The organism is Delftia sp. DLF01, assembly GCF_014852125.1.
GTDB lineage: Bacteria > Pseudomonadota > Gammaproteobacteria > Burkholderiales > Burkholderiaceae_C > Comamonas > Comamonas acidovorans.
In genome coordinates this window covers 1,169,893-1,196,082 of sequence record NZ_JACVAZ010000002.1, presented here as the reverse complement: position 1 = coordinate 1,196,082, position 26,190 = coordinate 1,169,893, and the positions used below count along the sequence as shown (strand labels likewise).

The 26,190-nt window shown below is 70.0% G+C and carries 24 protein-coding genes and 1 pseudogene; 10 read left to right on the top strand and 15 right to left on the bottom strand.

Translation table 11 applies throughout. From position 1 onward, the window contains the following. Positions 1–70: 70 nt before the first annotated feature. Genes IB269_RS13870 through IB269_RS13860 form a run of 3 tightly spaced genes read left to right on the top strand, consistent with a single transcriptional unit; the run spans position 71 to position 2,301 of the window. Positions 71–745: an HAD family hydrolase gene (locus tag IB269_RS13870; RefSeq protein WP_192367395.1), complete on the top strand. Its 675-nt coding sequence runs from the start codon at positions 71–73 to the stop codon at positions 743–745. Positions 746–773: 28 nt separating this feature from the next. Beyond that, positions 774–1,916 carry a DSD1 family PLP-dependent enzyme gene (locus tag IB269_RS13865; protein WP_192367394.1) on the top strand — a complete coding sequence of 381 codons (1,143 nt, stop codon included), beginning with the start codon at positions 774–776 and terminating at the stop codon, positions 1,914–1,916. Next, positions 1,906–2,301, top strand: a complete 396-nt coding sequence (locus tag IB269_RS13860) for a RidA family protein (RefSeq protein WP_043822535.1) — start codon at positions 1,906–1,908, stop codon at positions 2,299–2,301. The genes IB269_RS13865 and IB269_RS13860 overlap by 11 nt, the downstream gene beginning before the upstream one ends. Before the next feature lie 34 nt (positions 2,302–2,335). On the opposite strand, the gene corA is transcribed toward IB269_RS13860, so the two are convergent. The 4 genes from corA to tsaB form a co-directional block, all read right to left on the bottom strand. Beyond that, complete coding sequence (corA, locus tag IB269_RS13855; RefSeq protein WP_013804498.1) at positions 2,336–3,322, bottom strand: magnesium/cobalt transporter CorA; 987 nt, start codon at positions 3,320–3,322, stop codon at positions 2,336–2,338. 173 nt (positions 3,323–3,495) lie between these two features. Continuing rightward, positions 3,496–4,431 (bottom strand): uracil-DNA glycosylase family protein, encoded by a 936-nt coding sequence (locus IB269_RS13850; RefSeq protein ID WP_192367393.1) that lies wholly within the window; start codon positions 4,429–4,431, stop codon positions 3,496–3,498. Next, a complete protein-coding gene (rimI, locus tag IB269_RS13845; protein ID WP_013804496.1) occupies positions 4,422–4,946 on the bottom strand; it encodes a ribosomal protein S18-alanine N-acetyltransferase in 525 nt (174 codons plus the stop codon). The genes IB269_RS13850 and rimI overlap by 10 nt, the downstream gene beginning before the upstream one ends. Continuing rightward, entirely contained in the window at positions 4,943–5,683 is a 741-nt protein-coding gene (gene tsaB, locus IB269_RS13840; protein WP_034398089.1) for a tRNA (adenosine(37)-N6)-threonylcarbamoyltransferase complex dimerization subunit type 1 TsaB, read from the bottom strand. The genes rimI and tsaB overlap by 4 nt, the downstream gene beginning before the upstream one ends. A gap of 78 nt (positions 5,684–5,761) precedes the next feature. Between tsaB and dacB the strand changes: the two genes are divergently transcribed. The 3 genes from dacB (at position 5,762) to IB269_RS13825 (ending at position 9,410) form a co-directional block, all read left to right on the top strand. Continuing rightward, positions 5,762–7,321 (top strand): D-alanyl-D-alanine carboxypeptidase/D-alanyl-D-alanine-endopeptidase, encoded by a 1,560-nt coding sequence (gene dacB / locus IB269_RS13835; RefSeq protein WP_192367392.1) that lies wholly within the window; start codon positions 5,762–5,764, stop codon positions 7,319–7,321. A 252-nt stretch (positions 7,322–7,573) separates the two neighbouring features. After that, a complete protein-coding gene (locus IB269_RS13830) occupies positions 7,574–8,707 on the top strand; it encodes an SGNH/GDSL hydrolase family protein (protein ID WP_192367391.1) in 1,134 nt (377 codons plus the stop codon). Between the two features lie 31 nt (positions 8,708–8,738). After that, positions 8,739–9,410 (top strand): OmpW/AlkL family protein, encoded by a 672-nt coding sequence (locus IB269_RS13825; protein WP_013804492.1) that lies wholly within the window; start codon positions 8,739–8,741, stop codon positions 9,408–9,410. A gap of 64 nt (positions 9,411–9,474) precedes the next feature. On the opposite strand, the gene IB269_RS13820 is transcribed toward IB269_RS13825, so the two are convergent. After that, complete coding sequence (locus tag IB269_RS13820; protein WP_013804491.1) at positions 9,475–11,013, bottom strand: CoA-acylating methylmalonate-semialdehyde dehydrogenase; 1,539 nt, start codon at positions 11,011–11,013, stop codon at positions 9,475–9,477. Between the two features lie 82 nt (positions 11,014–11,095). On the opposite strand from IB269_RS13820, the gene IB269_RS13815 reads away from it, so the two are divergent. Next, positions 11,096–12,070, top strand: a complete 975-nt coding sequence (locus tag IB269_RS13815; protein WP_034398090.1) for a LysR family transcriptional regulator — start codon at positions 11,096–11,098, stop codon at positions 12,068–12,070. A 10-nt stretch (positions 12,071–12,080) separates the two neighbouring features. Here the strand turns inward: IB269_RS13815 and IB269_RS13810 are convergent, their stop codons facing one another. Genes IB269_RS13810 through IB269_RS13795 form a run of 4 tightly spaced genes read right to left on the bottom strand, consistent with a single transcriptional unit; the run spans position 12,081 to position 16,941 of the window. After that, entirely contained in the window at positions 12,081–13,061 is a 981-nt protein-coding gene (locus IB269_RS13810) for a Bug family tripartite tricarboxylate transporter substrate binding protein (RefSeq protein ID WP_034389895.1), read from the bottom strand. A gap of 42 nt (positions 13,062–13,103) precedes the next feature. Further along, the gene (locus IB269_RS13805) at positions 13,104–14,123 is read right to left on the bottom strand and encodes a Bug family tripartite tricarboxylate transporter substrate binding protein (protein ID WP_192367390.1); all 1,020 of its coding nucleotides are present in this window, start codon (positions 14,121–14,123) and stop codon (positions 13,104–13,106) included. Positions 14,124–14,167: 44 nt separating this feature from the next. Continuing rightward, positions 14,168–14,971, bottom strand: coding sequence for a 5-deoxy-glucuronate isomerase (gene iolB / locus IB269_RS13800; RefSeq protein WP_192367389.1), 804 nt, complete (start codon positions 14,969–14,971; stop codon positions 14,168–14,170). Beyond that, positions 14,968–16,941: a bifunctional 5-dehydro-2-deoxygluconokinase/5-dehydro-2-deoxyphosphogluconate aldolase gene (locus tag IB269_RS13795; protein ID WP_192367388.1), complete on the bottom strand. Its 1,974-nt coding sequence runs from the start codon at positions 16,939–16,941 to the stop codon at positions 14,968–14,970. Before IB269_RS13795 ends, iolB begins: the two co-directional genes overlap by 4 nt. Positions 16,942–17,041: 100 nt before the next feature. On the opposite strand from IB269_RS13795, the gene IB269_RS13790 reads away from it, so the two are divergent. Then, complete coding sequence (locus IB269_RS13790; protein WP_034389901.1) at positions 17,042–17,938, top strand: MurR/RpiR family transcriptional regulator; 897 nt, start codon at positions 17,042–17,044, stop codon at positions 17,936–17,938. A 15-nt stretch (positions 17,939–17,953) separates the two neighbouring features. Here the strand turns inward: IB269_RS13790 and IB269_RS13785 are convergent, their stop codons facing one another. From IB269_RS13785 to IB269_RS13765, 5 genes and pseudogenes are all read right to left on the bottom strand, one after another. Next, on the bottom strand, positions 17,954–18,952 hold the full coding sequence (locus tag IB269_RS13785; RefSeq protein WP_123694376.1) for an L-threonylcarbamoyladenylate synthase: 999 nt from the start codon (positions 18,950–18,952) through the stop codon (positions 17,954–17,956). Between the two features lie 11 nt (positions 18,953–18,963). Further along, the gene (locus IB269_RS13780) at positions 18,964–20,127 is read right to left on the bottom strand and encodes a 5-(carboxyamino)imidazole ribonucleotide synthase (protein WP_013804484.1); all 1,164 of its coding nucleotides are present in this window, start codon (positions 20,125–20,127) and stop codon (positions 18,964–18,966) included. Further along, positions 20,124–20,621, bottom strand: coding sequence for a 5-(carboxyamino)imidazole ribonucleotide mutase (gene purE, locus IB269_RS13775; RefSeq protein WP_012202922.1), 498 nt, complete (start codon positions 20,619–20,621; stop codon positions 20,124–20,126). The genes IB269_RS13780 and purE overlap by 4 nt, the downstream gene beginning before the upstream one ends. Positions 20,622–20,704: 83 nt before the next feature. Continuing rightward, on the bottom strand, positions 20,705–22,093 hold the full coding sequence (locus tag IB269_RS13770) for a hypothetical protein (protein ID WP_192367387.1): 1,389 nt from the start codon (positions 22,091–22,093) through the stop codon (positions 20,705–20,707). Next, a pseudogene (locus IB269_RS13765) lies at positions 22,090–23,010 on the bottom strand (ABC transporter ATP-binding protein); the annotation flags it as partial. The gene IB269_RS13770 and the pseudogene IB269_RS13765, both read right to left, overlap by 4 nt. Before the next feature lie 341 nt (positions 23,011–23,351). Between IB269_RS13765 and trxA the strand changes: the two are divergent. Further along, on the top strand, positions 23,352–24,308 hold the full coding sequence (gene trxA, locus IB269_RS13760) for a thioredoxin (RefSeq protein ID WP_012202925.1): 957 nt from the start codon (positions 23,352–23,354) through the stop codon (positions 24,306–24,308). Positions 24,309–24,372: 64 nt separating this feature from the next. Here trxA and IB269_RS13755 read toward each other — a convergent pair whose 3' ends face one another. Beyond that, a complete protein-coding gene (locus IB269_RS13755) occupies positions 24,373–25,179 on the bottom strand; it encodes an aminotransferase class IV family protein (RefSeq protein WP_192367385.1) in 807 nt (268 codons plus the stop codon). 96 nt (positions 25,180–25,275) lie between these two features. On the opposite strand from IB269_RS13755, the gene IB269_RS13750 reads away from it, so the two are divergent. Continuing rightward, positions 25,276–26,187: a LysR substrate-binding domain-containing protein gene (locus IB269_RS13750; RefSeq protein ID WP_096914745.1), complete on the top strand. Its 912-nt coding sequence runs from the start codon at positions 25,276–25,278 to the stop codon at positions 26,185–26,187. The last annotated feature ends 3 nt before the right edge of the window (positions 26,188–26,190 follow it).

Genomic DNA, 26,190 nt, shown 5'->3' with positions numbered 1-26,190 from the left:
AATTTACCTTAACGATTGGTGACGGCGGATTTAACCACGGGCACAGGTTCCATCCGTACAGTTCCAGGCCATGAACACCCCAGCCCCACTGACGGAACCGACCGCCGCCGCCTGGCCCCGTGCCGTGCTTTTCGACCTGCTGACCGCCTTGCTCGACTCCTGGGCGGTATGGAACAGCGCTGCCGGCAGCGAGGCCGCCGGGCGCGACTGGCGCGCCGAGTACCTGCGCCTGACCTATGGCTGCGGCGCCTACCAGCCCTATGAAGACCTGGTGCGCGACGCGGCCCGCAACCGGGGCCTGCCCGCCTCGGCCGCCGACCGGCTGGAGGCGCAATGGGACCAGCTGCAGCCCTGGGATGGCGCGCGCGAGCTGCTGGCCGCCCTGCGCCCGCACTGCCGCCTGGCCGTGGTGACCAATTGCTCCGAGCGCCTGGGCCTGCGCGCCGCCGCGCTGCTGGGCGTGGATTGGGATGTGGTGGTGACCTCGGAAGCAGCGGGCTTCTACAAGCCCGACCCCCGGCCTTACCAGCTGGCGCTGGACCGGCTGGGGCTGCCTGCGGACCAGGCCGCCTTCGTGGCCGGTTCGGGCTATGACCTGTTCGGCACCTCGGCCGTGGGCCTGCGCACCTTCTGGCACAACCGCGTGGGCCTGTCTCGGCCTGCGGGCGCGCCCGCCGCCGAGGGGGAAGCCGCCACCCTGGCCCCCGCCTTGCCCTGGCTGCGCGGCTTTGCCGCAGGCCGCTGACTGTGTCAAGTCTTTTTCAGGAGCCGCCATGCAAGACACCCTTTTGACGCTGGACACGCCCGCTGCCGTGATCGACCTCGACCGCATGCAGCGCAACATCGCCCGCATGCAGCAGCGCATGGACGCGCAGGGCGTGCGCCTGCGCCCCCATGTGAAGACCAGCAAGAGCGTGCCCGTGGCCGCCGCGCAGCGTGCGGCCGGGGCCTCGGGCATCACGGTCTCCACCTTGAAGGAGGCCGAGCAGTTCTTTGCGGCAGGCACCACCGACATCCTCTATGCAGTCAGCATGGCGCCGCACCGCCTGCCGCATGCGCTGCAACTGCGCCGGCGAGGCTGCGACCTCAAGCTCATCGTGGACAGCGTGGCGGCGGCCCAGGCCATTGCCGCGTTCGGCCGCGAACAGGGCGAGGCCTTCGAGGTATGGATAGAGATCGACACCGACGGCCACCGCTCCGGCGTGGGCGCAGACGACACGCCGCTGCTGCTGGCCATTGGCCGCACGCTGCACGACGGCGGAATGCGCCTGGGCGGGGTGCTCACGCATGCGGGCTCCAGCTACGAGCTGGACACGCCCGAGGCGCTGCAGGCCCTGGCCGAGCGCGAGCGCGCCGGCTGCGTGCAGGCCGCCGAGGCCCTGCGCGCGGCCGGCCTGCCGTGCCCCGTGGTCAGCGTGGGCTCCACGCCCACGGCGCTGGCGGCCAGCCGGCTGGACGGTGTGACCGAGGTGCGCGCAGGCGTCTACGTGTTCTTCGACCTGGTGATGCGCAACATCGGCGTGTGCACGGCCGAGGACGTGGCGCTGTCGGTGCTGGCCACCGTGATCGGCCACCAGGCCGACAAGGGCTGGGCCATCGTGGATGCGGGCTGGATGGCCATGAGCCGCGACCGCGGAACGGCCCGGCAGAAACAGGATTTCGGCTACGGCCAGGTCTGCGACCTGCAGGGGCGGGTGATGCCGGGCTTCGTGCTCACGGGCGCCAACCAGGAGCACGGCATTCTGGCCCGGGCCGATGGCGCGGCGGAGGCCGACATCGCCACGCGCTTTCCCCTGGACACGCGGCTGCGCATCCTGCCCAACCATGCCTGCGCCACGGGCGCGCAGTTCCCGGCCTACCAGGCGCTGGCGGCAGATGGCTCGGTGCAAACCTGGGAGCGGCTCCATGGCTGGTGAAAACGGGATCGATCTGCGCCATGCATCGCCGAACCTGCCTGCGCCGGGCGGCCACTACAGCCACACGGCCACGGGCCAGGGGCTGGTCTTCGTGTCAGGGCAGCTGCCCATACGGCCCGACGGCACGCGCCTGGTGGATGCCGGTTTCGAGGATCAGGCCCGGCAGGCGCTGGCCAACCTGGCAGCGGCGCTGGAGCTGGCCGGCAGCGGCGTGCCGCGGCTGCTGCAGGTGCGCGTGTACCTGGACGACATGGCGCACTGGCCGGCCTTCGACCGCATCTACGCGGACTGGGCCGGCGCGCACCGGCCCGCGCGCGCCGTGGTGCCCACGGGGGCGCTGCATTTCGGGTTGAAGGTGGAGATCGAGGCCGTGGCGCTGGCCTGAGAAGGCGTTCCGGCCCGAGGGGGGCCGGCTGCCGCTACTTCAGCCAGCCGCGCTTGCGGAAGTAGAGCATGGGCCCCACGGCGCTGAGCACCATGAGCCCGATGACGTAGACATAGCCGAACTCCCATTCCAGCTCGGGCATGAACTTGAAGTTCATGCCGTAGACGCTGGCGATCAGCGTGGGCGGCAGCAGGGCTACGCTGGCCACCGAGAAGATCTTGATGATCTTGTTCTGGTTGATGTTGATGAAGCCGACCGTGGCATCCATCAGGAAGTTGATCTTGTCGAAGAGGAAGGCCGTGTGGCTGTCCAGCGATTCGATGTCGCGCAGGATCTGGCGCGCTTCCTCGAACTGCTCGGCATTGAGCATCTTGGAACGCATCATGAAGCTGACGGCGCGGCGCGTGTCCATGACGTTGCGGCGGATGCGGCCGTTCAAGTCTTCCTGGCGCGCGATGGCGCCCAGCACCTCGCGGGCCACGTCGTCGGTCACGTCGCCGGACAGCACCATCTGGCTGGCTTTTTCGAGGTCGTCGTAGATGCGCTCCAGCGTGTCGGCCGAGTATTCGGCGTCGGCGTCGAAGAGCTTGAGCAGCACGTCCTTGGCCTCGTCGATCAGGCCCGGCGCGCGGCGCGCGCGCATGCGCAGCAGGCGAAAGACGGGCACGTCCTCGTCGTGGATGGAGAACAATACGCCGCAGCTGCGCAGGTTCTTGTTGTGCTCGTTGACGATGAAGGCCACGCGCACCGAACGCGGGTCCTCGTCATCGTCGATCAGGAAGTCGCTGCGGATGTGCAGCTCGCCGTTGTCTTCTTCGTAGAAGCGGGCGGATTCCTCGATGTCGTCGTCCATCGCATCCTCGGGGATGGACAGCTCGTAGTGCTGCTTGATCCAGCGCTTTTCCTCGACCGTGGGCGACTCCAGGTCCACCCAGATCGGCTTGAAGCGGGACAGCTCCTCCAGCGACTCGATCTCTTCTTGAACCAGGCGGCCATTGGCCAGCGTAAAGATGTTGAGCATAGGCTCACTCCAGGTGTTCTTCTCAGGCGTGCGGGGTATCGGAGGTGCTTTCAACCCCACAGGCCAACCGGGAGTTGAAAGCTACCAACTGGGGTAGGTTTCCACGGAGCTTTCTCCAAGATGCAAAGCGTTGGATTATGCAGCGTTGCGCTGCAGCATGCGGGCCGGCTGCGCTATTCGGAAGCGGCTCCAGGGGGCATCTGGCGGCCTGTCACAAAAGCCTGGGCATGGCACAGGTCGGCCCAGGCGCCAGCCTTGGCCTGGGGCGCGCGCAGCAGGTAGTTGGGGTCGTAGCTGACCACGGCGGGCACGCCCGCAATGCGGTGCGGCTCGGCGCGCAGGCGGCCCAGCGCCTCCTGGCGCTGCAGCACGGCACGCGCCGTGGCCAGGCCCAGCACCAGCACGCAGGCCGGGCGCAGATCGCGCAGCAGCGCCTCCAGCGATGGCTGCAGCGCCGGGACCTCGGGCGCCTCCTGTCCTTCGGCCGCAGGCTGCACGCGGTGCAGGGCAGCGCTGTACAGGCGCGGATGGTCCTGCAGGTTCAGCGCGCGCAGCATGTTGTCCAGCAGCCGGGCCGCGTCGCCTTCCAGCGCGGTGCGCGCGCAGTCGGGGCCGGGGCGCTGGGCGGGTGGCAGGGGCAGGGAGTTGGCGGGCGGCTCCAGCAGGATCAGCCAGCCGCCTTCGCCGCCATCACCGGCAGGCGGGGTTGCCGCATACACGGGCCGCACGGGGCCCAGGCGCCAGCCCAGGCCCGGGGCGCCGGCCACGGGCTGCTGCACGTAGCGGCGCGGCGGGCGTTCGCGTTCGGGGATGACGGGTGCGGGAGAGGCGTGCACGGGTGCGGGAGGCGATGGCGCCTGAACGCGTGCGGGCGCTGGCGCGGCGACAGGCGCCGGTGCATCAGGCGCCGGGGAGGGCGCCTCCTGCACGGGCGGCGGCACGGGGCGGGCCGCCGGCGGATCCGCCAGGGGCGCCGCTGCAGGCGCATCGGCGGGCGCAGCCAGGGCCTCGGACAGCACGGCGGGTGCGGTCTCGGGCTCGGGCAGCCAGACGGTGATGCCCATGGCGTGCAGCATGGCCCGCTGGCGGGTGTCTAGATTCAGGGCCATAGCTTGAGGCTCATGAGCACGGCATGCTCGCGCGGGCCGTCGTGCATGGGGTAGTAGTTCTTGCGCAGGCCCACCTCCTGGTAGCCATGCGCGGCGTAGATGCTGCGTGCGCGGACATTGCTCTCGCGCACTTCCAGCCAGATCCATTGGGCCTTGCGCTGGCGCGCCCACAGGGCCAGCGCGTCCAGCAGGATGCGGGCCCAGCCCTGGCGCTGGCGCGACGGGGCCACGGTGATGTTGAGCAGATGGACCTCGTCGAGCACGATCATGGCGACGAAGTAGCCCACCAGTTCGCCCCGCGCATCGACCAGCAGCTGCGCTTCATTGCCGGCCGCCATGGCATCGATGAAGTTGCCACGGGACCAGGGATGCGAGTAGGCCTGCTGCTCCACGGGCAGCAGCATGTCGAGCGACAGCACGTTCAGCGGCTCGAAGCGCACGCTGTCCCGCTCCGGCGCCGGAGCGTCGGTCAGGGGCGGCTGCGGCCGCGAGGGCTGTGGCGTGTGCGTGCTCATGGTGCGGGTGGGGTGGCCTCTGGAGTGGGCGTGGCCAGGGCCAGCGCGGCGGCCGCCTTGGCAGCCTCCCGCTCGGCCGTGGTCTGCGCGACTTTATCGCGGATGTAGCGCGGCAGGGCCTGGTCGGCCGGCAAGGCGCGGTCGGCCGCCAGCAGGGCCGGGGCCAGGCGCAGCATGGCGGCGGCGGTGGGCAGGGCGGCCAGGTGGCTGGCCTGGGGCGCCAGGCGCTCGCCGTAGGCGGCCAGGGCGTTGCCGGCCACCACGGTGCCGGGCGGCAGTTGCAGGGCCTCGGGCGCGCACAGGCCGAAGTCGCCGCTTTGCTCGCCAATGTCGTTCCAGCGGCCGTCGCTCCAGTGATAGGCGGCGTGGTAGACCTCGTTCATGCGCGCATCGATCACGGCGATGAGGTCGGTGCAGCCGTATTGCATGCGGGCCTGCTCGGCCACGGCCAGCAGGCTGTCCATGGGCAGCACGGGCACGCGGGCGGCAAAGGCCAGCCCCTGGGCCACGGAGCAGGCCGTGCGCAGGCCCGTGAACGAGCCCGGACCCCGGCCGAAGACGATGGCCTGCAGCTCGGCGAATTCCAGGCCGGCCTGGGCCATCAGCGCCAGGATGGCGGGGATCAGCTCGGTCGAGGTCTGCGGACCGCCGGGGCCGCTGTGCTCCCAGACGGCATCGCCGCGCTGCACGGCGATGGAGAGGGTGTCGGTACTGGTGTCTAGGGCAAGAAGATTCATGGCGTGGGGCAGGCGGCGGTGCCGCAGCAAGTGCAGGATTATCGGTGCCCCGCCCGTCCCGCGCCCGGCAGGGCTGCAATGACCGGCGTAGACTTGCCGGCCATGTTGCATCTTTCGACGTCTTCTTCCCTTATTTCCTCGATTTCCTCCGCCTTCTCACTCGGAACGCCGCGTTCACGCCGAGGCTTGGCGGCCGCGCTGCTGGCGGCGTCTGTCCTGCCCGGCGTGGCAAGCGCCCAGGCAGATGCGCCCACCTCGCCGGCCTCGCTGTCCACCAAGACTGCACGCGAAAGCCGGCTGCCCCCGGCCGTGGAGGCAGCGCTTGCGCGCGCCAAGCTGCCGCGCGACGCGGTCTCGGCCCTGGTGGTCGAGGTCGATGGCCGGGCCGCCCCGCGCCTGGACTGGCAAAGCCACGTGGCCATGAACCCCGCCTCGGTCATGAAGCTGGTCACCACCTATGCGGCGCTGGACCAGCTGGGTCCCGCGCATGTCTGGCGCACGCCCGTCTTCCTGGGCGGGCCGGTGCAGGACGGCGTGCTGCGCGGGCCGCTGTACATCCAGGGGCAGGGCGATCCCAAGCTCGTGATGGAGCGGCTGTGGCTGATGCTGCGCCGCCTGCAGGGCATGGGCATCAAGGTCATCGTGGGCGACATCGTGCTGGACCGCAGCGCGTTTTCCGTGAGCGGCCATGACGCGGCCACCTTCGACAACGAGCCCTGGCGCCCCTACAACGTGGCGCCCGACGCGCTGCTGGTCAACTACAAGGCCGTGACCGTGGGCTTCACGCCCGACGCGGCGGCGGGCGTGGCGCGGCTGCAATACGATCCGCCGCTGGCCGGCATCCAGCAGCAGGAAACCGTGCCGCTGGCGCCGGCCGGCAGCGAATGCGGCGACTGGCGCGCCCGTCTGCAGCTGGACATGGCCGACCCGCTGCGCATCGCCTTTGCCGGCCCGTTCCCGGCCAGTTGCGGCGACAAGAGCTGGTCGCTGGCGCCGGCCCAGCCCGAGGCCTTCGCGGCCCGCGCCATCGAGGGCATGTGGCGCGAGCTGGGCGGCAAGCTCACCGGCACCGTGCACGACGGCCGCGTGCCGGCCGGGCTGCAGCCAGCGTTCCAGAGCGAATCGCCTTCGCTGGCCGAGGTGGTGCGCGACATCAACAAGTACAGCAACAACGTCATGGCCCAGCAGGTGTTCCTGACCATGGGCATGCAGCGCACGGGCGTGGCCAGCTTCGAGTCCTCGCGCCAGGCCCTGGGCCAGTGGTGGCAGGCGCGCTGGGGCGCGGCCGAGCAGCCTGTGGCCGACAACGGCGCCGGCCTGAGCCGCGAGGCGCGCATCACCGCCTCCGGCCTGGGCCGCATGCTGCAGCAGGCCTGGGCCTCGCCGGTGATGCCGGAGTTCGTGGCCTCCATGCCCATCGTCGGCGTGGATGGCACGCTGCGCCGCAGCCTCAGCCGGGCCCAGGGCATGGCGCATCTGAAGACCGGCACGCTGCGCGATGCCTCGGCCCTGGCCGGCTATGTGGACGGGGCCAGCGGCCGCCGCTACGTGCTGGTGGCCATGGCCAACCACACCAACGCCCCGGCCGCGCGCGCGGCCTGGGATGCGCTGGTGGACTGGACGGCGCGCGACCGCTGACCGGGCGCCTTCGCGTCTTGTGCAGGGCCTGCTTTCGCAGGCCCTTTTTCATTGTTTTTCCAGCAAGGACGTTGTCCTACCCACGGGCCATGCGGCGATCCTTATCGTCTGTTCGCCCGCGTGCGAATTGCCTTGTCGGCGTGCGATTTCTATCCGTAGTTGCCCGGTGTCGCCAATGCGCAAGTGTCGTTACGATGGCTTTAGCAAAAAAGCACGGTCGTGCTATTCATAACACTTCACGGAGATTCCATCTTGGCAAATCGTTATCGAATCCTCGCGGCCGCTCTGGCCACGGCCGGCTTGCTGGTCGCTTGCGGCGGCGGCAGCGGCGCTGACACCACCCCCCGCGCCAAGATCACTTCCGTCAAGGTGATGGGCGACAGCCTCTCCGACAGCGGCACCTTCGGCTACAAGTTCACCGTCCAGAACGCCACGCTGACGGGCGCCGGCTCCAACCAGGTCTGGGCCGAGCGCGTGGCGGGCCTGTACAACATCTCCCTGTGCCCGCGCTTCAACGGCACGGCCTTCACGCCCAACACCTCGTGCAACAACTACGCCGTGGGCGGCGGCCGCATCAACTACACCAGCGCGCCCACGGCGCCCATCTCCATCACGCAGCAGATCCTGCTGGCCGGCGCGGCAGGCTTCACGGCCGATGACCTGGCCGTGATCGACGGTGGCGCCAATGACGCGGCCGATGTGATCGGCGCCTTCCTGGCCGCTTCCAGGGACCAGGGCGCCAACTTCAAGGCGCTGCTGTCCACCAAGATCGACGCGGCCACGCTGGGCGCGCTGCTGCAGCAGGGCCAGACCGGCATGGCCCAGGCCGGTGGCCTGTACATGCAGAACCTGGCCAAGGGCTTTGTCTCCAGCATCCAGACCAATGTGCTGGGCAAGGGCGCCACGCGCGTGGCCATCCTCAACGTGCCCGCCATCACGCTGACGCCGCGCTTCCAGCTGGTGCTGCAGTCCGTGGCCCAGCAGCAGGGCTCGGCCGCCGCCGCGCAGCTGGAGACCGTGTTCGACGGCTGGGTCAAGGCCTTCAACCAGCAGGTCGCGGCCGGTTTCACGGGGGAGAACCGCGTGGCCATCATCGACTTCTACAGCGAGTTCCGCCAGCAGATGGCCGACCCCGCCCAGTACGCCTACACCAACGTGAAAAAGGCGGCCTGCCCGGCCACCGGCGTGGGCGCCGACGGCCTGCCCACCTACAGCTTCCCGACCTGCACCGAGGCCGCGCTGTCCGCCTCCATTCCCGTGGGCGAGACCAGCGCCAACTGGTGGAAGAGCTATGCCTTTGCCGACAGCTTCCACCCCACGCCCTATGGCCACCAGCAGATGAGCCAGCTGGCCTCCCGCACCCTGGCCCGCGCCGGCTGGCTGTGATAGCAGACACGCAGCACGAGGAGACACATCCATGAAGACATTCCTGCGTATCACCGCCGCCGTGGCCATGGCCACGGCCTGCATGGCCGCCACCGCCCAGTCCGCCGGCACCTGGAGCGTGCGCCTGGGCGCCACGCGCATCGATCCCCAGACCAGCAGCGGCTGGCTGAGCACGCCCAGCTTCCCCGACACCCGCGTGGACGTGAAGGCCAACAGCCAGCTCACGGGCGGCGTGACCTACATGGTCACCAACAACTGGGCCATCGACGTGCCCATGGGCCTGCCGTTCAAGCACGACTTCGTGGGCGATGGCGCCATCTCCGGCACGGGCAAGCTCGGCCGCACCAAGGTGCTGCCCGCCACCGTGTTCGCGCAGTACCGCTTCGGCGAGGCCAACTCCGCCTTCCGTCCCTATCTGGGCCTGGGCGTGACCTATGCCAAGTTCTTCGGCGAGCGCACCACGGCCTCCCTCAACGGCCTGACCGGTGGCACGCTGGCCAACCCCACCACGGCCTCGGTGGACAGCAAGTGGGGCCTGACGCCCCAGATCGGCTTCGTCTACAACTTCAACGAGCGCTGGTTCCTGGACGTGGCCTACTACAAGAGCTTCCTGAAGACCACGGCACACCTGTCCTCGGGCCAGAGCGTGTCGCTCAAGCTCAACCCGAACGTTTACGCCATCGGCATCGGATACCGCTTCTGACAGGTCGCAGTCCCCAAAGAAAAACCAGCCCGCGGGCTGGTTTTTTCATGGAGCGGGCCTGTGCCTACTTGGCCGTGGGCATCACGAATTCCGCGCCCTTGGGCGTGCTCTCGGGCCAGCGCTGCATGATGCTCTTTTGGCGGGTGTAGAAGCGCACGCCTTCCTCGCCGTAGGCATGCATGTCGCCGAACAGGCTGCGCTTCCAGCCGCCAAAGCCGTGCCAGGCCATGGGAACGGGAATCGGCACGTTGATGCCGACCATGCCGACCTCGATGCGGCGGCCGAACTCGCGCGCCACGTTGCCGTCGCGTGTGAAGCAGGCCACGCCGTTGCCGAACTCATGGTCGTTGACCAGTTGCACGGCCTCGGCGAAGTCCTTGGCGCGCACCACGGCCAGCACGGGGCCGAAGATCTCTTCCTTGTAGATGCGCATGTCGGGCGTGACGTGGTCGAACAGCGTGCCGCCCAGCCAGAAGCCGCCCGAGGTGTCGGTGCCCGTGGCGGCGCCGGCCGCCTTGCCGTCGAAGCCCCGGCCATCGACCAGCAGCTGCGCGCCTTCCTTGACGCCCAGGTCGATGTAGCCGCTGATGCGATCGTGCGCGGCGCGGGTCACGATGGGGCCCATTTCCGCAGCCAGGTCCTCGCCGTCCAGCACCTTCAGCGCCTTGGTGCGCTCGATCAGGCGCGGCAGCAGCTGGTCGGCCACGTCGCCCACCAGCACGGCCACGCTGATGGCCATGCAGCGCTCGCCGGCCGAGCCGTAGCCGGCGCCGATCAGCGCGTCCACGGCCTGCTCGATATCGGCATCGGGCATGACCACCATGTGGTTCTTGGCGCCGCCCAGGGCCTGCACGCGCTTGCCGTGGCGCGCGCCCGTCTCATAGATGTAGTTGGCAATGGGCGTGGAGCCGACAAAGCTCACGGCCTTCACCTGGGGATGCTCGATCAGCGCATCCACGGCTTCCTTGTCGCCCTGGACCACGTTGAACACGCCGTCGGGCAGGCCGGCCTGCTTGAGCAGGTCGGCGATCAGCAGCGAGGGCGTGGGATCGATGGGGCTGGGCTTGAGCACGAAGGTGTTGCCCGCCGCAATGGCCACCGGGAACATCCACATCGGCACCATCACGGGGAAGTTGAACGGCGTCACGCCCGCCACCACGCCCAGCGGCTGGCGCAGCGTCCAGTTGTCGATGCCGGTGGAGACCTGGTCGGTGAAATCGCCCTTGAGCAGCTGCGGGATGCCGCAGGCGAACTCCACGATGTCGATGCCGCGGCTGACCTCGCCCTGCGCATCGGTGAAGACCTTGCCGTGCTCGGCCGTGATGGCGTGGGCCAGTTCGTCCTTGTGCTGGTTGAGCAGTTCGAGAAAGCGGAACATCACGCGCGCCCGGCGCAGCGGCGGCGTGTCGGCCCACTTGGGGAAGGCCGCCTGGGCGGCCGCCACGGCGGCATCGACATCGGCGCGCGAGGCCAGGGCCACGCGGCCCGTGACCTGGCCGGTGGCCGGGTTGGTCACGTCCTGCTCGCGGCCGCTGGCACCTGCCGTGCGCTGGCCGTTGACGTAATGGACGATGGAAGCGAAGGAGGTGTTTGCGGTGTTCATGCCGGCCAGTCTAGGAGTGCGCCTTCGGCCTGCCTAGGCGCTGTGCTTGAATTGATTGTTCATTTTGCTGAACAATCCCTGCATGGCAAATGAAAAACCCGATGCCAAGGCCGAGGCCTTGTGGAGCCACCTGCACTGGCTGGTCGTGCTGGAGCAGCAAGGCAGCTTTACCTCGGCCGCCGCGCGCCTGGGCGTGAGCAAGGCGGCCATGAGCCAGCGCGTGGCCGAGCTGGAGCGCGCGGCCGGCGTGGCCCTGGTCACACGCACCACACGCAGCGTGCGCCTGACCGAAGCGGGCCAGCGCCTGGTGGACGAGACGCGCGGCGCCTTCGAGCACATCGCCGACAGCTTTGCGGGCGTGCGCGACCTGGCGGCCGAGCCGCGCGGCCTGCTGCGCGTGACCGCGCCCGTGGCCTTCTCGCGCCAGCAGCTCATGCCCCGGTTGCCGGCCTTCCTGCGCGCCCATCCGCAGATCCGGCTGGAGCTGGACCTGTCTGACCACCTGCGCTCGCTGGCGATGGAGGGCTTCGACATCGCCGTGCGCCATGCCTCCACCCCGCCCGAAACCCATGTGGCCTGGGCGCTGGCGCCCACGCGCTCGCTGCTGGTGGCCAGCACGGACTACCTGGCCGCGCACGGCACCCCGGCCACCCCGCAGGACCTGGCCGCGCACCAGTGCCTGCACTACCCGCGCACCCAGGGCGCCATGGCCTGGAGCTTCGTGCCCGCCGATGCCGGTGCGGACGCCGGTGCAGACGCCAGTGCAGACGCAGTACGCACCGTCGTTCCCGTGGCCGGCGGCTTTGCCGCCAACAACAGCGAAATGCTGCGCGACGCCGCCATGGCAGGCCTGGGCATCGCCCTGGTGCCCGACTTCAGCGCCCAATCGGGCCTGGCCTCCGGCCACCTGCGCGAGGTGCTGCCCGGCTGGCGGCCCGTTGATGCCTTCGGCGAACACCTGTTCGCGATACGCCCCTACGCCAGCCACGTGCCGCGCGCGGTGGCGGTGTTCGTGGAGTTCCTGCGGGCGTCGTTTGCGGCGGGGTTCATTCGCTGAGGGCGAGCCCTCAGGCCTTGATCCCCAGCTTGTCCACCAATTGCTTGAACACCGCGTTGTCGCGGTCGATCACGGCCTTGAATTCGGGCTGGTCCAGGTAGCCCTCGCCCATGTTCTGCTTGGCCATGGTTTCGCGCAGAGCGGGGTCCTTGAGGGTCAGGGCCATGGCCTTGCGCAGGGTCTGGACTACGGCGTCGGGCGTGTTGCGGGGCACGGCCAGGCCGCGCCAGCCGCCGATGAGCAGGTCGATGCCGCGCTCCTTGAGCGTGGGCACGGCTTCCCAGCCGGCCTGTATGCGCTGCTCGGCCATGATGGCCAGCGGGCGGATCTTGCCGGCCGCCACATAGGTGGCCACCTCCACGGGCGTGACGGCCACGGCCTCGATGTGGCCGCCCAGCAGGTCGAGCACGGCGGGGTTGGCGCCGCGGTAGGGCGCGTGGTTGAACTTCACGCCCGCCTTGTCCTGCAGCGCGGCGGCGGCCAGGTGGCCCAGCGAGCCCGGGCCGGCATTGCCGATGCGCACCGCGGCCTCGTCCTTGCGCGCGGCGGCGATCAGTTCCTCGATGCTGCGATAGGGCGAGTCGGCACGCACGGCGATGGTGGCGGGGTCGGCGTTCAGGCGGGCCACGGGCAGCACGGCGTCGGAGCTGATCTTGGTCAGCCCCATGTGCGGGATCATGGTCAGCTCGACGGTGATGATGCCGATCTTGTAGCCATCCGGCCGGGCATTGGCCAGTTCGGTCCAGCCCACGGCGCCGCTGGCGCCCGCGCGGTTGAGCACGATCAGGTCCTGCGGCAGGTGCTTGCGCGCCACCTCGGCCAGCGCGCGTGCCAGCACGTCGGTGCCGCCGCCAGCGGCAAAGGGCACGATGAGTTCAATGGGGCGCTGGGGCCAGGCGCCGGCCGGTGCCTGCGCCATGGCGGGCAGGACCGGCGTTGCGGCCAGGGCGGCCAGCGAGTGGATGAATTGGCGGCGGGATGCGAGGGTCATGGCTTGTCTCCGGGATCTTTTTTATGTGGCGATGTCTGCGCTTCAATCCATTTTGATGTTGGCGGCCTTGATCACGCCGCTCCACAGCGCCTGTTCCGAGCGCACGAAGCCTGCGAACTGCTGCGGCGTCATCTCCATGGGCTGTATGCCGATCTCTTCGAGCTTGGCACGCGTTTCGGGGTGGCGCAGGGCGGTGGCCAGGCTTTTGTTCAGGCGCTCGGTGAGCGCGGGGCTCAGGTGGGCAGGGCCGACGAAGCCCTGCCAGGCATAGGCTTCGAAGCCGGGCACGCCGGCCTCGGCCATGGTGGGTACGTCGGGCAGGATGGGCAGGCGCTGGGGCGTGGCCACGGCCAGCACGCGCAGCTTGCCCGCGCGGATGGCCGAGATGCTGGGCGGCAGGTCCACGAACATGGACTGGATCTGGCCGGCCATGAGGTCCTGCAGCGCCGGCGCCGAGCCCTTGTAGGCCACGTGCAGGATCTGGGTGCCCGTGCGCTGCTTGAACAGCTCCAGAGCCACGTGCAGCGGCGATCCCGGGCCCGACGAGGCCGAGGAGATGCCGCCCGGCTCCTTGCGCACCATCGCCAGGAATTCCTGCACATTCTTCGCAGGGAAGGACGGGTGCACGGCCAGCACCAGCGGCATGCGGCCCAGGCCGCCGATGTAGCTGAAGTCCTTGCCCGCGTCATAGCTCAGGCGCGCATACATGGCGGGGTTGAAGGCCAGCGTGCCCGAGTCGGCCGTGCCCAGCGTGTAGCCATCGGCCGGGGCGCGTGCGATCAGCGTGGCACCGATGATGCTGGCCGCGCCGGGACGGTTGTCCACCACCACGGGCTGGCCCAGGTCCTTGCCCATCTGCACGGCCAGCTGGCGCGCGATCACGTCGGTGGTGCCGCCCGGTGCGTAGGGCACCACCCATTTGACGGGCTGGGTGGGCCAGGCTGACGCACTCTGGGAGGACGGGGCTGGGGCGGATTGCCCCTGGGCGGTGCCCATGCCCAGCGTCAGCAGGGCGCAGGAAAGCCAGGCCTGGCGGTGCAGGGCCATTGGGTTGAACAGCATTTTTTGTCTCCGGTGGTTTTTATGGGTGTCTGTTGCGCCGTACGTCAGCGCGGCCGCAGCATCCATTCGTGCGCGGGGTCGTTGCGGAAGGCCCAGCGCCGCTCGGGCCCGGCCATGGTGTTGAGGTAGTAGAGGTCGTAGCCGTGCGGGGCCACGCAGGGGTGGTAGCCGCGCGGCACCATCACGGTGTCGCGGTGCTCCACCGCCATGGCTTCGTCGATGCTGCGGTCATCGGTGTAGACGCGCTGGAAGGCAAAGCCCTGGCTGGGGTTGAGCAGGTGGAAGTAGGTCTCCTCCAGCACGGTCTCGGCGTCCGGCGCGGCGGGGTCGGCGCTGTCGTGCTTGTGCGGCGGATAGCTGGACGAGTTGCCTGCGGGCGTGATGACCTCGACCACCAGCAGGGACTCGGCCGCCTCGGTCTCGGGCAGGATGTCGCAGACATGGCGCGTGTTGCTGCCCTGGCCGCGCACGCTGCGGCGCATGCTTTCGGGCGCAATCACGCGCGTGGCATGGCGGCCCGTGGCGGGTGCGGCGCTCAAGGCAACGTCGGCCGGGCCGCGCGCCGTGATGCGCAGGCTTTGGCCGGGCGGCACGTAGACGGCCGTGGGCGCACTCTCCTCGAACACGCTGGCGCGGCTGCCCAGGGCGCTGAACGCCTGGCTGCCGACCTGCACATCCACCTGGCCGGTGAGCACGGTGATGCAGTATTCAAGCGGGCCGGTGGACAGCACCTCCACCTCGCCCGCCTGCAGCCTCAGGGCCTTGAAGTGGATGTGCTTCCAGCCCGCGCTGGCGGGCGTGATGTCGGTGACGACGCGGCCGGGCGCGGCCTTGACGAGAAGGCTCATGCCACGGCTCCTTCGGTGATGTCCTGGCGCGCGTCCACGCGGCTGGCATCCCAGCCCGCGATCAGCGCGCGGAAGTTGGCGGCGACGGCATCGCGCAGCGCGGCGTCGTCCAGCTCGTTGCGCAGCCACTGCAGCGCGGGTCCGGCCCAGACGCTGCGGCCGATCATGAAACCCTTGACCACGGGCGCCCGCGCCTGGGCAAAGCCCTGCACCAGTTGCTCCACGGGCTGGGACAGGCCCAGGATCACGGCGCCCCGGCACCAGGGATCGCGTTCGTTCACCAGGGCGTCCAGCGCCTCCCAGTTCTCGCGCGCCATGGTGCCGACCTTCCACCATTCGGGCTTGAGGCCCAGGTCGTAGAAATGGCGTATGGCGCGCAGCACGGCCTCGCCCCGGTCGTCGGGCGCCAGCGTGTCCTTTGGCGGGATCACTTCCAGCAGCAGCTCATGGCCGCTGGCGCGCGTGGCGGTCCAGACCTGCTGCAGCCAGGCATCCTGCTCGGCGCGCAGTGCGGGCGTGTCGTCGGGGTGGTAGAAGACCAGGCATTTGACGGTATGGCTTTGCGGCCAGTGCAGCAGCTCGGAAGCCAGCGAGTCCGTGCCGTCAAAGCGCAGCGGGCGCGAGCCCGGCAGCTCGATGGGCCGGCCTATCCACCAGCCGCGTCCCGTGGCGTCGTGCAGCGCGGCCTCGCCCAGGTGATGGCGGCCGTCGATCAGCACGCCCATGCGGCCCGCGTTGCCCGGGTCGCGCTCGACCTGGGCGACCACCTCGTTGATCAGCCGCTTGAGCGGGCGCAGCCGCGCGGGCGCTGCGCCGGCCTCGCGCGCCAGATCGTCGAACTGGCTGCGGTGGTCATAGGCCAGCACGCACAGCGCGGGCCACTGCGGCCGCGCGCGGCTGACGCGGTGCAGGTGGGACAGCTCGGGGTCCTGGTCGGGACGCGGATGGCGGTGGCCCGAGAACCAGTGCGCCAGCTCGGCCTGCGTGGGCATGGCCGGCGCGCAGCCATGGCGCGAGACCACGATGGCGCCACAGGCGTTGGCAATCGCCGCAGATTCCTCCAGGCTCTTGCCGCGCAGCAGCCCGGACAGCAGGCCCGAGGCAAAGGCATCGCCCGCGCCCAGCACATTGAGCACTTCCACGCGCTCGCCCAGCACCGTGGGCGCATCGGCGATCGCATCGGGCACCTCGCCCTCGATCAGCGAGCAGCCCAGCGGCCCGCGCTTGACCACGAAGACGGCGCGGCTGCATTCGCGCACGCGGCGCAGGCTGGCGATCAGGTCGCCCTCCACGCCGCCGGCGATCAGCCATTCCTCCTCGGTGCCGATGATGAGTTCGAACTGGCCCAGCTCGGCCTGCAGCCTGCGGCTGACCTCGGCGCTGGCCACATAGCGCGTCTCGCCGTCGCCGCGCGAGGCCAGGCCCCACAGCACGGGCCGGTAGTCGATGTCCAGCACGCGCACCAGGCCGTGGCGGCCTGCCATCTCCAGTGCCTTGCGGCTGGCGGCCAGCACGCCGGGTGCGCTCAGGTGGGTGCCCGTGATGGCCAGGCAGCGGCAGCGGGCCAGGAACGCCTCGCTGATGGCCTCGGCGTCCAGGGCCATGTCGGCGCAGTTCTCGCGGGCGAAGAGCAGGGGGAAGGTCTCCTGGTCCTTGATGCCCAGCAGCACCATGCCGGTCAGGCGCTGGGCATCGACCTGCACCTGGCTGGTGTCGCAGCCCTCGCGGCGCAGCGTCTCGACCAGGAAGCGGCCATTTTGTTCATCACCCACGCGCGAAATCATGGCCGAGCGCAGCCCCAGGCGCGCCGTGCCGAAAGCCATGTTGCCCGAGGAGCCGCCCAGGTACTTGGCAAAGCTGCCGGCCTCCTCCAGGCTGCAGCCGATCTGCTGCGCGTAAAGGTCCACGGCCAGTCGGCCCAGGCAGGCCACATCCAGCGGCCGGTCGGAGGGAAAGTTCAGCATGCTCATCGTCATAGGCCTGTGCGTTGCGGACACCCGCGTGCGGGCCTGTCCATAATCGTTGCGTGCATGCGATCATAGATCGAAATAGAAAAAGTTTTCCATATATATGAAAAATAGAAAAACCCTTGGCGATGCAGGCGCCCCCTCGCTGGCCGGCCCCTACGCCGACCGCGCCGCCTTCCTCACCGTGCTGCGCGAAGGCTTCGAGGCCCTGAGCCGCCAGCTCAAGGCCATCGGCCGCCATGTGGAAATGCAGGGCGATCGCCTGGCCTTCGACGGCATCCAGGCCACGGCCGAGCAATGTGGCGTCCAGCCTTCGGCCGTGGTGCGCTTTGCCAAGCATTTCGGGTTCTCGGGGTACTCGGAACTGCAGGCGCTGTTCCGCGCCGATGCGGCGCGCCAGCTCTCGGCCCAGCATGACTACCAGGACCGCATCCGGGGCCTGATCGCCTCGGGCAACGAGCCACGCAGCAGCGCGCGCCTGGCGCACGAGGTCATCGAAGGCAGCATCGAAAGCCTGCAGGCCCTGCAGCGCGGCCTGCCGCCCGAGCAGTTCGAGGCGGCGGTGGACCTCATGCTGGATGCCCCCTCGCTGTGGCTGGCCGCCTCGCGCCGCGCCTTCCCCGTGGGCGCCTATTTGGCCTATGCGCTGCAGCACACCGAAAAGCCCGTGCACTGGCTGCACGGCCTGGGCGCCATGCAAAAGGGCGAGCTGCGCGCGCTGGCGCCCGGCGACGTGATGCTGGCCGTCTCCTTCGAGCCCTATGCGCCCGAAACGCTGGAAATGGTGGACGCAGCCCTGGCACGCGGCGCGCGCCTGCTGGCGCTGACCGACAGCCAGCTCAGCCCCCTGGCATCCCGCGCCACCGTCACCCTGCTGGCCCAGGACGCAGCCACCTTCGGCTTCCGCTCCCTGACCAGCACGCTGACCCTGGCGCAGTCGCTGTTCCTGGCGCTGGCCTACCGGATGGAGCTGGCGTACGAGCCGTCCCGCAAGCCTTAGAAGAGGGTGTTTGTGTTATCCGGCCGCCGCCGCGCGCAGCAGCCGGTCGCGCACGCCTTCCCAGTCCGGCGTGTCGGGCGGGGTCTCGATCCAGATCAGCCTGGCGCCGACTTCATCGAAGTCGCGCAGGGCGCCGAACAGCTCGCGCGCGGTGGCGGCGGCGTCGGCGGGCATGGCGCGCAGCGTGACGGCGCGCGATGCGGTGCGCAGCGGTGTGCGGTGGTAGACGGCCAGGTTCCTGGCGTCGGCGCCCAGCACGTCCAGCCCGGCCTGCAGCTGCTTTGCGTCCATGAGGCGCACCTGGGCGTTGGGCGCGTAGTGGGCCAGCAGGGTGCCGGAGGCGCGTGGCGTGTTCTCCTGCAGCTCTTCCTTGGACAGGGGGCGCTGGCCGCAGGCGCGCTCGATGTCGTCGCGCGTGATGGCGCCGGGGCGCAGCAGCACGGGCACGCCGCGCGTGCAGTCCACGATGGTCGATTCAATCCCCACTTCGCAGGCGCCGCCGTCCAGCACCAGCAGCGCGTCGCCGAACTCGCCGGCCACATGGGCCGCCGTGGTGGGGCTGACGCGGCCAAACTTGTTGGCGCTGGGCGCCGACACGCCCCAGACGGGCGGCTGCAGTCGCTGGCAGGCGGCCAGCACGGCATGGGCGACGGGGTGGGAGGGGCAGCGCAGGCCCACGCTGTCCTGGCCGCCGGTCGAGGCCCGGGCGGCCTGGGGCATGCGCGGCAGGATGAGGGTCAGCGGGCCGGGCCAGAAGGCGTCGATCAGTTGCTGCGCGAACAGCGGCACTTCACGCGCATAGCGCGTGATGGCGCCGCTGTCGGCCACATGCACGATGAGCGGATGGTTGGGCGGCCTGCCCTTGGCGGTGAAGATCTGCGCGACGGCCGCGTCGTTGTCGGCGTCGGCCGCGAGGCCGTAGACGGTTTCCGTGGGCAGGCCCAGCAGTTCGCCGCGCTGCAGCGCCTGTGCGGCGGCCTGGACAGAGGCCGCCAGCGTTCCATCAAGAATCATCGCGCGGGCCTTCAGAACGGCTCTATACCCAGGATGGCAGCGGCCTGCAGGGCGGTGGAGCGCACGGCCTCGGGCGAGGGGCCGGTGACGTTCAGGTGGCCCATCTTGCGGCCGCGCTTGGCGTCGTGCTTGCCGTACAGGTGCAGGTGGCAGCCGGGCAGGGCCAGGACCTGGTCCCAGGCCGGCGCCTTGGCCTGTTCGCCGTCCTTGAACCACAGGTCGCCCAGCAGGTTCAGCATGATGGACGGGCTGTGCTGGCGCGGCTGCGTCAGCGGCAGGCCGGTCATGCAGCGCACCTGCAGCTCGAACTGCGAGACATCGCAGGCGTTCTGGCTGTAGTGGCCGCTGTTGTGCGGGCGCGGCGCGATCTCGTTGACCACGAGCATGCCGTCCTGCAGCACGAAGAATTCGACGCAGAGCACGCCCACGTAGTCCAGGCCGTCGGCCACGGAACGCGCGGCGGCCAGCGCCTGCTCGACCTGGGCCTGCGGCAGGTTGCCTTCGTAGACTTCGGTGACGGAGAGGATGCCTTCGCGATGCAGGTTGCGCTGCACGGGCAGGTTGACCATGGAGCCGTCACGGCCGCGCGCCACGATGACCGAGCATTCATGGGCCAGCGGCAGCATTTTTTCCAGCACGCAGGCCACGCGGCCCAGTTGCTCCCAGGCGGTGGCCAGCTCGGCGGCGTTCTTCACGCGCACCTGGCCCTTGCCGTCGTAGCCCATGCGGGCGGTCTTGAGGATGCCGGGCAGCAGGCTGGCGTGCACGGCCGCAAGCTGGGCGGGCGTCTCGATCACCGCATAGGGCGCGCAGGGCACGCCGCAGCGCACGAAGTGGGCCTTCTCCTGGGCGCGGTCCTGGGCAATGGCCACGGACGAGCCGGCCGGCGAGACCGGCCGCTGGGCGGCCAGCAGGTTCAGCGCCGCGGCGGGCACGTTCTCGAATTCGGTGGTGACGGCGGCCGACAGGCGCGCCAGTTCGGCCAGGCCCTGCGGGTCTTCGTAGCCGGTACGGATGTGGTGGTGGCTGACCAGGCCGGCAGGGCTGGTCGGGTCGGCGTCGAGCACGGCCGTGAAATAGCCCATGGCCTGGGCCGATTGCACGAACATGCGGCCCAGCTGGCCGCCACCCAGCACGCCCAGCGTGGCGCCCGGCAGGATCACATCTGCGCTCATACGGCCACCGGGGGAAGCGTCATCGCGCGCGCTGCGGCGGTCTGCTCGGCGCGGAAGGCTTCGAGCCTGGTGCGCAGGGCCGGGTCCTCATTGGCCAGCAGGGCCACGGCGAAGAGGGCCGCATTGGCCGCACCGGCCGCGCCGATGGCAAAGGTGGCCACGGGCACGCCCTTGGGCATCTGCACGATGGAGTGCAGCGAGTCCACGCCCTGCAGGTGGCGGCTGGCCACCGGCACGCCGAGCACGGGAACCACGGTCTTGGCGGCGATCATGCCGGGCAGGTGGGCAGCGCCCCCCGCACCCGCGATGATGGCCTTCAGGCCACGGCCGGCAGCGGCCTCGGCGTAGGCGAACATGTCGTCGGGCATGCGGTGGGCCGAGACGACCTGGGCTTCATGGGCAATGCCAAATTGCTGAAGAATGGCAACTGCGTGCTGCATGGTCTCCCAGTCGCTGCTGGAGCCCATGACCACACCGATCTGGATGGAGTTCATGTCGTGAGGGCGCCTGCGGCCCGGCCTAGTGGAACCCGCGATTTTACTTTTTTAGTCCTAATTCGCGTAATCCATGCGCCAAATCACCGCACAGCCGTGTGCTGCTCGCGCGCAAAACCCAGCACGCGCTGGCGAAACACATGGGTCAGCCAGGCCAGGGCCAGCCCCACCTGCACGACCAGCGACAGCCACATTCCGCTGGTGACGGGCTTTGTCAGGCCGGCTGCCAGCGGCTGGGCCAGCACGGCGGCATCGGCCCCGGCCAGGCCAAAGGCCAGCAGCGGCAGCACGATGTTGACCAGCAGCCAGGTGACGGCAAACGCGGCCAGCGGCGACTTGATGCGCCCGGCCAGCAGGGAAAAGCCCGTGGCCAGCGCGGCATCGCGCAGCAACTGCGCCGTGGCCAGCGCCGCCAGTTGGGCCGCGCCCGGCACCATGGGCTGGCCGCCCGCAGGCCACAGCAGCCACAGCGCGCAGGCCAGCACGGCCAGCAGCCAGCTCACGGGCCACAGCGGCAGCGCTTCGAGCGCGCCACGCCAGCGCCCCTGCAGCACGCCCCACTGCACCTGGCGCCAGCTGCGCAGGCCCTCGTCCATGCCGTGCAGGCAGACATAGGCCGTGCCCGCCAGCGCCAGCCCGGTGGTCCAAGCGAAGAAAGAGGCCGGGCCGGGGCCCTGCAACTGCATTGCATCGAGGTGCATGCCTCCAAAGGCCAGGCCCGCCACGCACAGGCCCAGCGGCCAGGCCCAGGGCAGGGTGCGCACATCCAGCCGCGTGCACAGCAGCCGCCACAGGGCCAGCAGGCCCAGCCCCAGCGCGATGGCGCCGAACAGGTAGATGGCGCCGCGCCCGTGCAGCGGTACGGACCACCACAGCACAGGGCGGCCTTCTTCGCGGCCCAGCTGCTCGGTCAACCGGCCCAGGATGGGGCCGGGCAGCACCATCACGAACAGCAGCGGCACCAGCACGAAGCGGATGCGGCGCGCGGGCTGCTCCTTCGGCCCCCAGCCCATGAGCACGGAGTGCATGCTCCAGGCCTGCAGGGCCAGGCCCCACAGCGCGGCCTGCAGCACGGCGTGCACGCCCCAGGCCAGCCCGCCCGGCTGGCTCGCCGAGGTGGCCAGCACGGCCAGCGCGCACCACAGCGTGTACAGCCAGGCCGCCAGCGGGGCGCCCAGCAGCTTGCCCCAGGCCATCTGCCAGGGCGTCAGGGCCGACAGGCGCTGCCAGTCCCAGGTGTGCTGGTGCGCCTCTTCGTTGAGGCCGCGCCCGGCCAGCACGCTGCCCAGGCCGGCCGCGGCGATCCACATGCCGATCAGGGCGGCGACCAGCAGGGCATGCAGGCGATCGTTGGGCTGGACCAGGACCATTGGCGTGGCCAGCAGCAAGGCGGTGAGCAGCAGGCTCCAGCCCAGTTGGGCGGGCCGCCAGTTGAGCCAGAGCTGGCGCTGGAATTCCGGGTTGTGCGTCATGGCTGCTCCGCAGGGGTGAGGGGGGCTGCGGCCTGCAGGCCGCGTGCGTAGCGGTCCTGCAGGCGCTCGCGCACAGGCGCCAGGCTGGCCACGGGCAGGCCGGCGCCAACCAGGCGTGCCAGCAGGTCGGCGCGTTCGCGCGGCAGGGTGGGCAGCCACAGCTGCAGATGCACCAGGCCCTGGTCATCGGGCGGCGGCACAGGGGTGTCGGGAAGGACCTGGTGCAGCTGCCGCGCCAGCGACCCGGCCGAGGCGCCCGGGGGCGGTGCCAGCTCCAGCGCGTACAGCGCCAGCGGCACATCGCCGCCAGCGGCCGGCGCCTGAATGCCGCCGTGCAGGGCCTCGTGGCTTTCCACGCGGCCGCCGCGCAGGCTCAGGATGTGGGTGCAGTACTCGTCGAGTTCGCTGAGGATGTGGCTGGAGACGATCAGGGTCATGCCCTGGGCCTGCAGCGCCCGCATCAGCTGGGACAGGCTGGCGCGGGCCTCGGGGTCCAGGCCGCTGGCCGGCTCGTCCAGCAGCAGCACGCGCGGCTGGTGGACGATGGCCTGGCCGATGGCCACGCGCTGGCGCTGGCCGCGAGACAGCTCGGTGGGCAGGCGCTCCAGCAGATCGGCCAGGCCCAGCTGCCCGGCCACGTGCGCCACGCGCTGGGGCGCCTCGGACGGGGGCACGCCCATGGACAGGGCCGCGTACTGCAGGCAGCGCCGCACGCTCAGGCGGTCATAGAGGCCGAAGAAATCCGACAGATAGCCCAGGTGCCGGTGCACTTCGCGGGGCTGCTCCTGCACGGCAATGCCATGCACCTGGACCTGGCCCGACAGCGGCTGGTCCAGCCCGGCGATGCAGCGCATCAGCGTGGATTTGCCGGCGCCGTTGGGCCCCACCAGGGCCGTGACGGTGCCTGCGGCGATATGGACGCTGACGCCATCGAGCGCGCGGTGGCCGGGGTACTCGAACACCAGCTGCGAAACCTTGATCAAGGCGAGCCCTCCCTCATTGCGTTGATGGCAGGCCGCAATGGCGGCACAGCGCGCCAATATAGCCCAGCGCTGCCGCGCCGCGCCCTCGGCCGGGCGGCTTGAAATGCGCGCAGCCTGCTCCCATCTGGGGTGGCTGCCGCCCATGGCGTTCACGCCCTGGGCCTTGGAATTGCTGGAGAATCACACGGTCCGCATCGGAGGCATTCGGCCGCCGAACTCCGAACCGCCACAGTCCGCGCGCCCTGGCCGCGCGCCTTGCCACAGGGTCTGATCACATGATTGATGTCACCATTGAGAATTTCGAAGCCGAAGTCGTCGCCGCCTCCATGCAGGTGCCGGTGCTCGTCGACTTCTGGGCGCCCTGGTGCGGCCCGTGCAAGACGCTGGGCCCCATCCTGGAAAAGCTCGAAGTGGCCTACGAAGGCCGCTTCAAGCTGGTCAAGATCGACTCCGACCAGGAGCAGCAACTGGCCGGCATGTTCGGCATCCGCTCCATCCCGACCTGCATTCTGATGATGGGCGGCCGCCCCGTGGACGGCTTCATGGGCGCGCAGCCCGAAGGCAAGCTGCGCGAGTTCCTCGACAAGCACCTGCCCTCCGAAGGCGAGCTGGCCGCCGAGGCCGAAGCCGACGAGGCCCACCAGTTGCTGGAAGCCGGCGACACCCAGGCCGCCCTGCAAAAGCTGGCCGACGCCCTGGCCGCCGACCCGGCCAACGACGATGCGCGCTTTGACTACGTGCGCCTGCTGATCGCCACGGGCGGCTACGAAGAGGCCGGCGCCCTGCTGGCCGAGCCGCTCAAGCGCATTCCTCAGGCCACGCGCTTCGAGGCGCTCAACCAGTGGCTGCAGTGCATGCTGTTCGTGCACAACGACGAGCGTGGCAACTGGGAGTTTGCGCAGTTCGACGCCGTCATCGCGCAGAACAAGCGCGACTTCGACACCCGCTTCGGCAAGGCCCGGGCCCTGGCCGCCGAAGGCCAATGGGCAGCCAGCATGGACGAATTGCTGGAAATCATCATGCGCGACAAGGATTGGAACGGCCAGGCCGCGCGCAAGCTCTACGTGGGCATCCTGGAGCTGCTCACGCCCCCGAAGCCCAAGAAGCAGGACGCCATCCCCGGCAAGAGCAGCGGCGGCATCGAGCTGCTGGGCAAGGCTGGCGCCGAGCAGGACGAAGCCACGCAACTGGTCAACAGCTACCGCCGCAAGCTCAGCATGGCGCTGAACTGAGACCGGCGCTGCACGGGTGAAGAGACGGGGGAGCCTTGCGGCTCCCTTTTTTCATGGCGAGGGCTCAGGGCGCAACCGGTTCCTCGGCCGCATGCGCGCGGTGCAGCAACTGCACGAAGCCGGGCGCATCGGGCAGATGCACATCGGCCAGGCGCCTGACTGGAATGCCCGGGGACCACGAATTCATCACCACGGCGCCGGCCAGGGATGGCAGGTCGGCCCGGGTCAGCACGGCCTGGCGCTGCGCCACGCCCAGGCGCTGCAACTGGCGCCGCAGCATGGACTCGGTCGTGCCCGGCAGCACCTGGGCGCGCGGCCAGACCACGGCGTCTCCATCCCAGAAGGCCAGGTTCCAGATGGTGGCCTCGCCAATGCGGCCGTGGCGGTCGGCAAAGGCGGCGTCGTCAAAGCCCTGGGCCACGGCGCGGCGCAGCAGATGCGTCTTGGCCACCTCGCCCACATGCTTGAGGTGGGGCAGCATGCGCTCATGCTCGAACAGCGCCAGGCTCAAGGGCCCGGCGGGGCCCGAGGCGGGTGCCGAGGTGCGCACCAGCATGCGCGGCCGCGCATCGGCGGCCGTGAATTCCCCGGCAGGCGAGTACACCGTGGCGGTCAGCGACACATCCTGCGGACCACCGGCAAGCGCCGCCCGCAGCTGCGCCTTGACATGGTCATCGGACAAGGCCTGGCCGTACAGCTCCAGCGAGGCCTGGCGCAGGCGCTGCAGATGCAGGTCCAGCCCGCGCAGCCGGCCGCCGCGCACCTGCATGGCCGTGAAATGGGCATGGCCGGCAAAGGCCAGGGCGGCGAGTTCGGCCGCCGTAGCGGGCTGCCCATCGATAAGGCTGGTGAAGAAAGAGGCGGTTTCCATGGGTTCATCCATCAAGTTTTCTTGATTGTTCGATGGCGGTCCCAAAAGAGGAAGCAAGTAGTATTCGGCACTTCATCAAGAAAAATTTGAAGATCCATGCGCCAGCTTCCACCCGGCACGCGCGCCCTGCGCAGCTTCGAGGCTGCAGGGCGCCACCTGAACTTCACGCGCGCGGCCGACGAACTGGGGCTGACCCCGGCGGCGGTCAGCCACCAGATCAAGGAGATGGAGGAACAGCTGGGCCTCGTCCTCTTCACGCGCAACAGCCGCAGCATGCAGCTCACGCCCGCAGGCAGCGTGCTGCTGGAGGCCACGGCCGAGGCGCTGGGCCTGCTGCGGCGCGCCACCGGCCGGGCGCGCCAACTGGCCCGGGGCGAGACGCGGCTGCGTCTGTCGCTGGGCGCGCGCTTTGCCACGCAGTGGCTGCTGCCCCGGCTGCCGCGCTTTCGCGCCGCGCATCCGCAGATCGAACTGAGCTTCGACATCTGCGACGAGGTGCGCGACTTCGACGCCGATGACATCGACGCCGCCATCCGCTTCGGCACCGGCCGTGATCCGCACACCCTGGCGGTGCGCCTGTTCGATGCCAGGGTGATCCCCGTCTGCAGCCCGGCCCTGCTGCAGTCCGGCCCGCCGCTGGCCCGGCCCGTTGACCTGCTGGCGCACACGCTGTGCCATGTCGATTGCAGGGTGGACGGCCAGGTCTGGCCGAACTGGCCGATGTGGATGGCGGCGGCCGGCGTGGAGGGCCTGGACGCAGGCCGCTGCATCGCCTTCACCGACTCCAGCCACGTCGTGCAGGCCGTGCTGGACGGCGGCGCCGTGGGCCTGGTCGAGCAGGACCTGGTGGCCGAAGACCTGGCCCGTGGCCGCCTGGTGCGCCTGTTCGACATCGCCGTGGGCCTGGGCCCGGCCTATGCCTACCACCTGCTCTACCCCCGGCGCAGCCAGGGCCAGCCGGCCATCGAGGCGCTGCGTGCGTGGGTGCTGCAGGAGGCGGGGCTGTAGCGC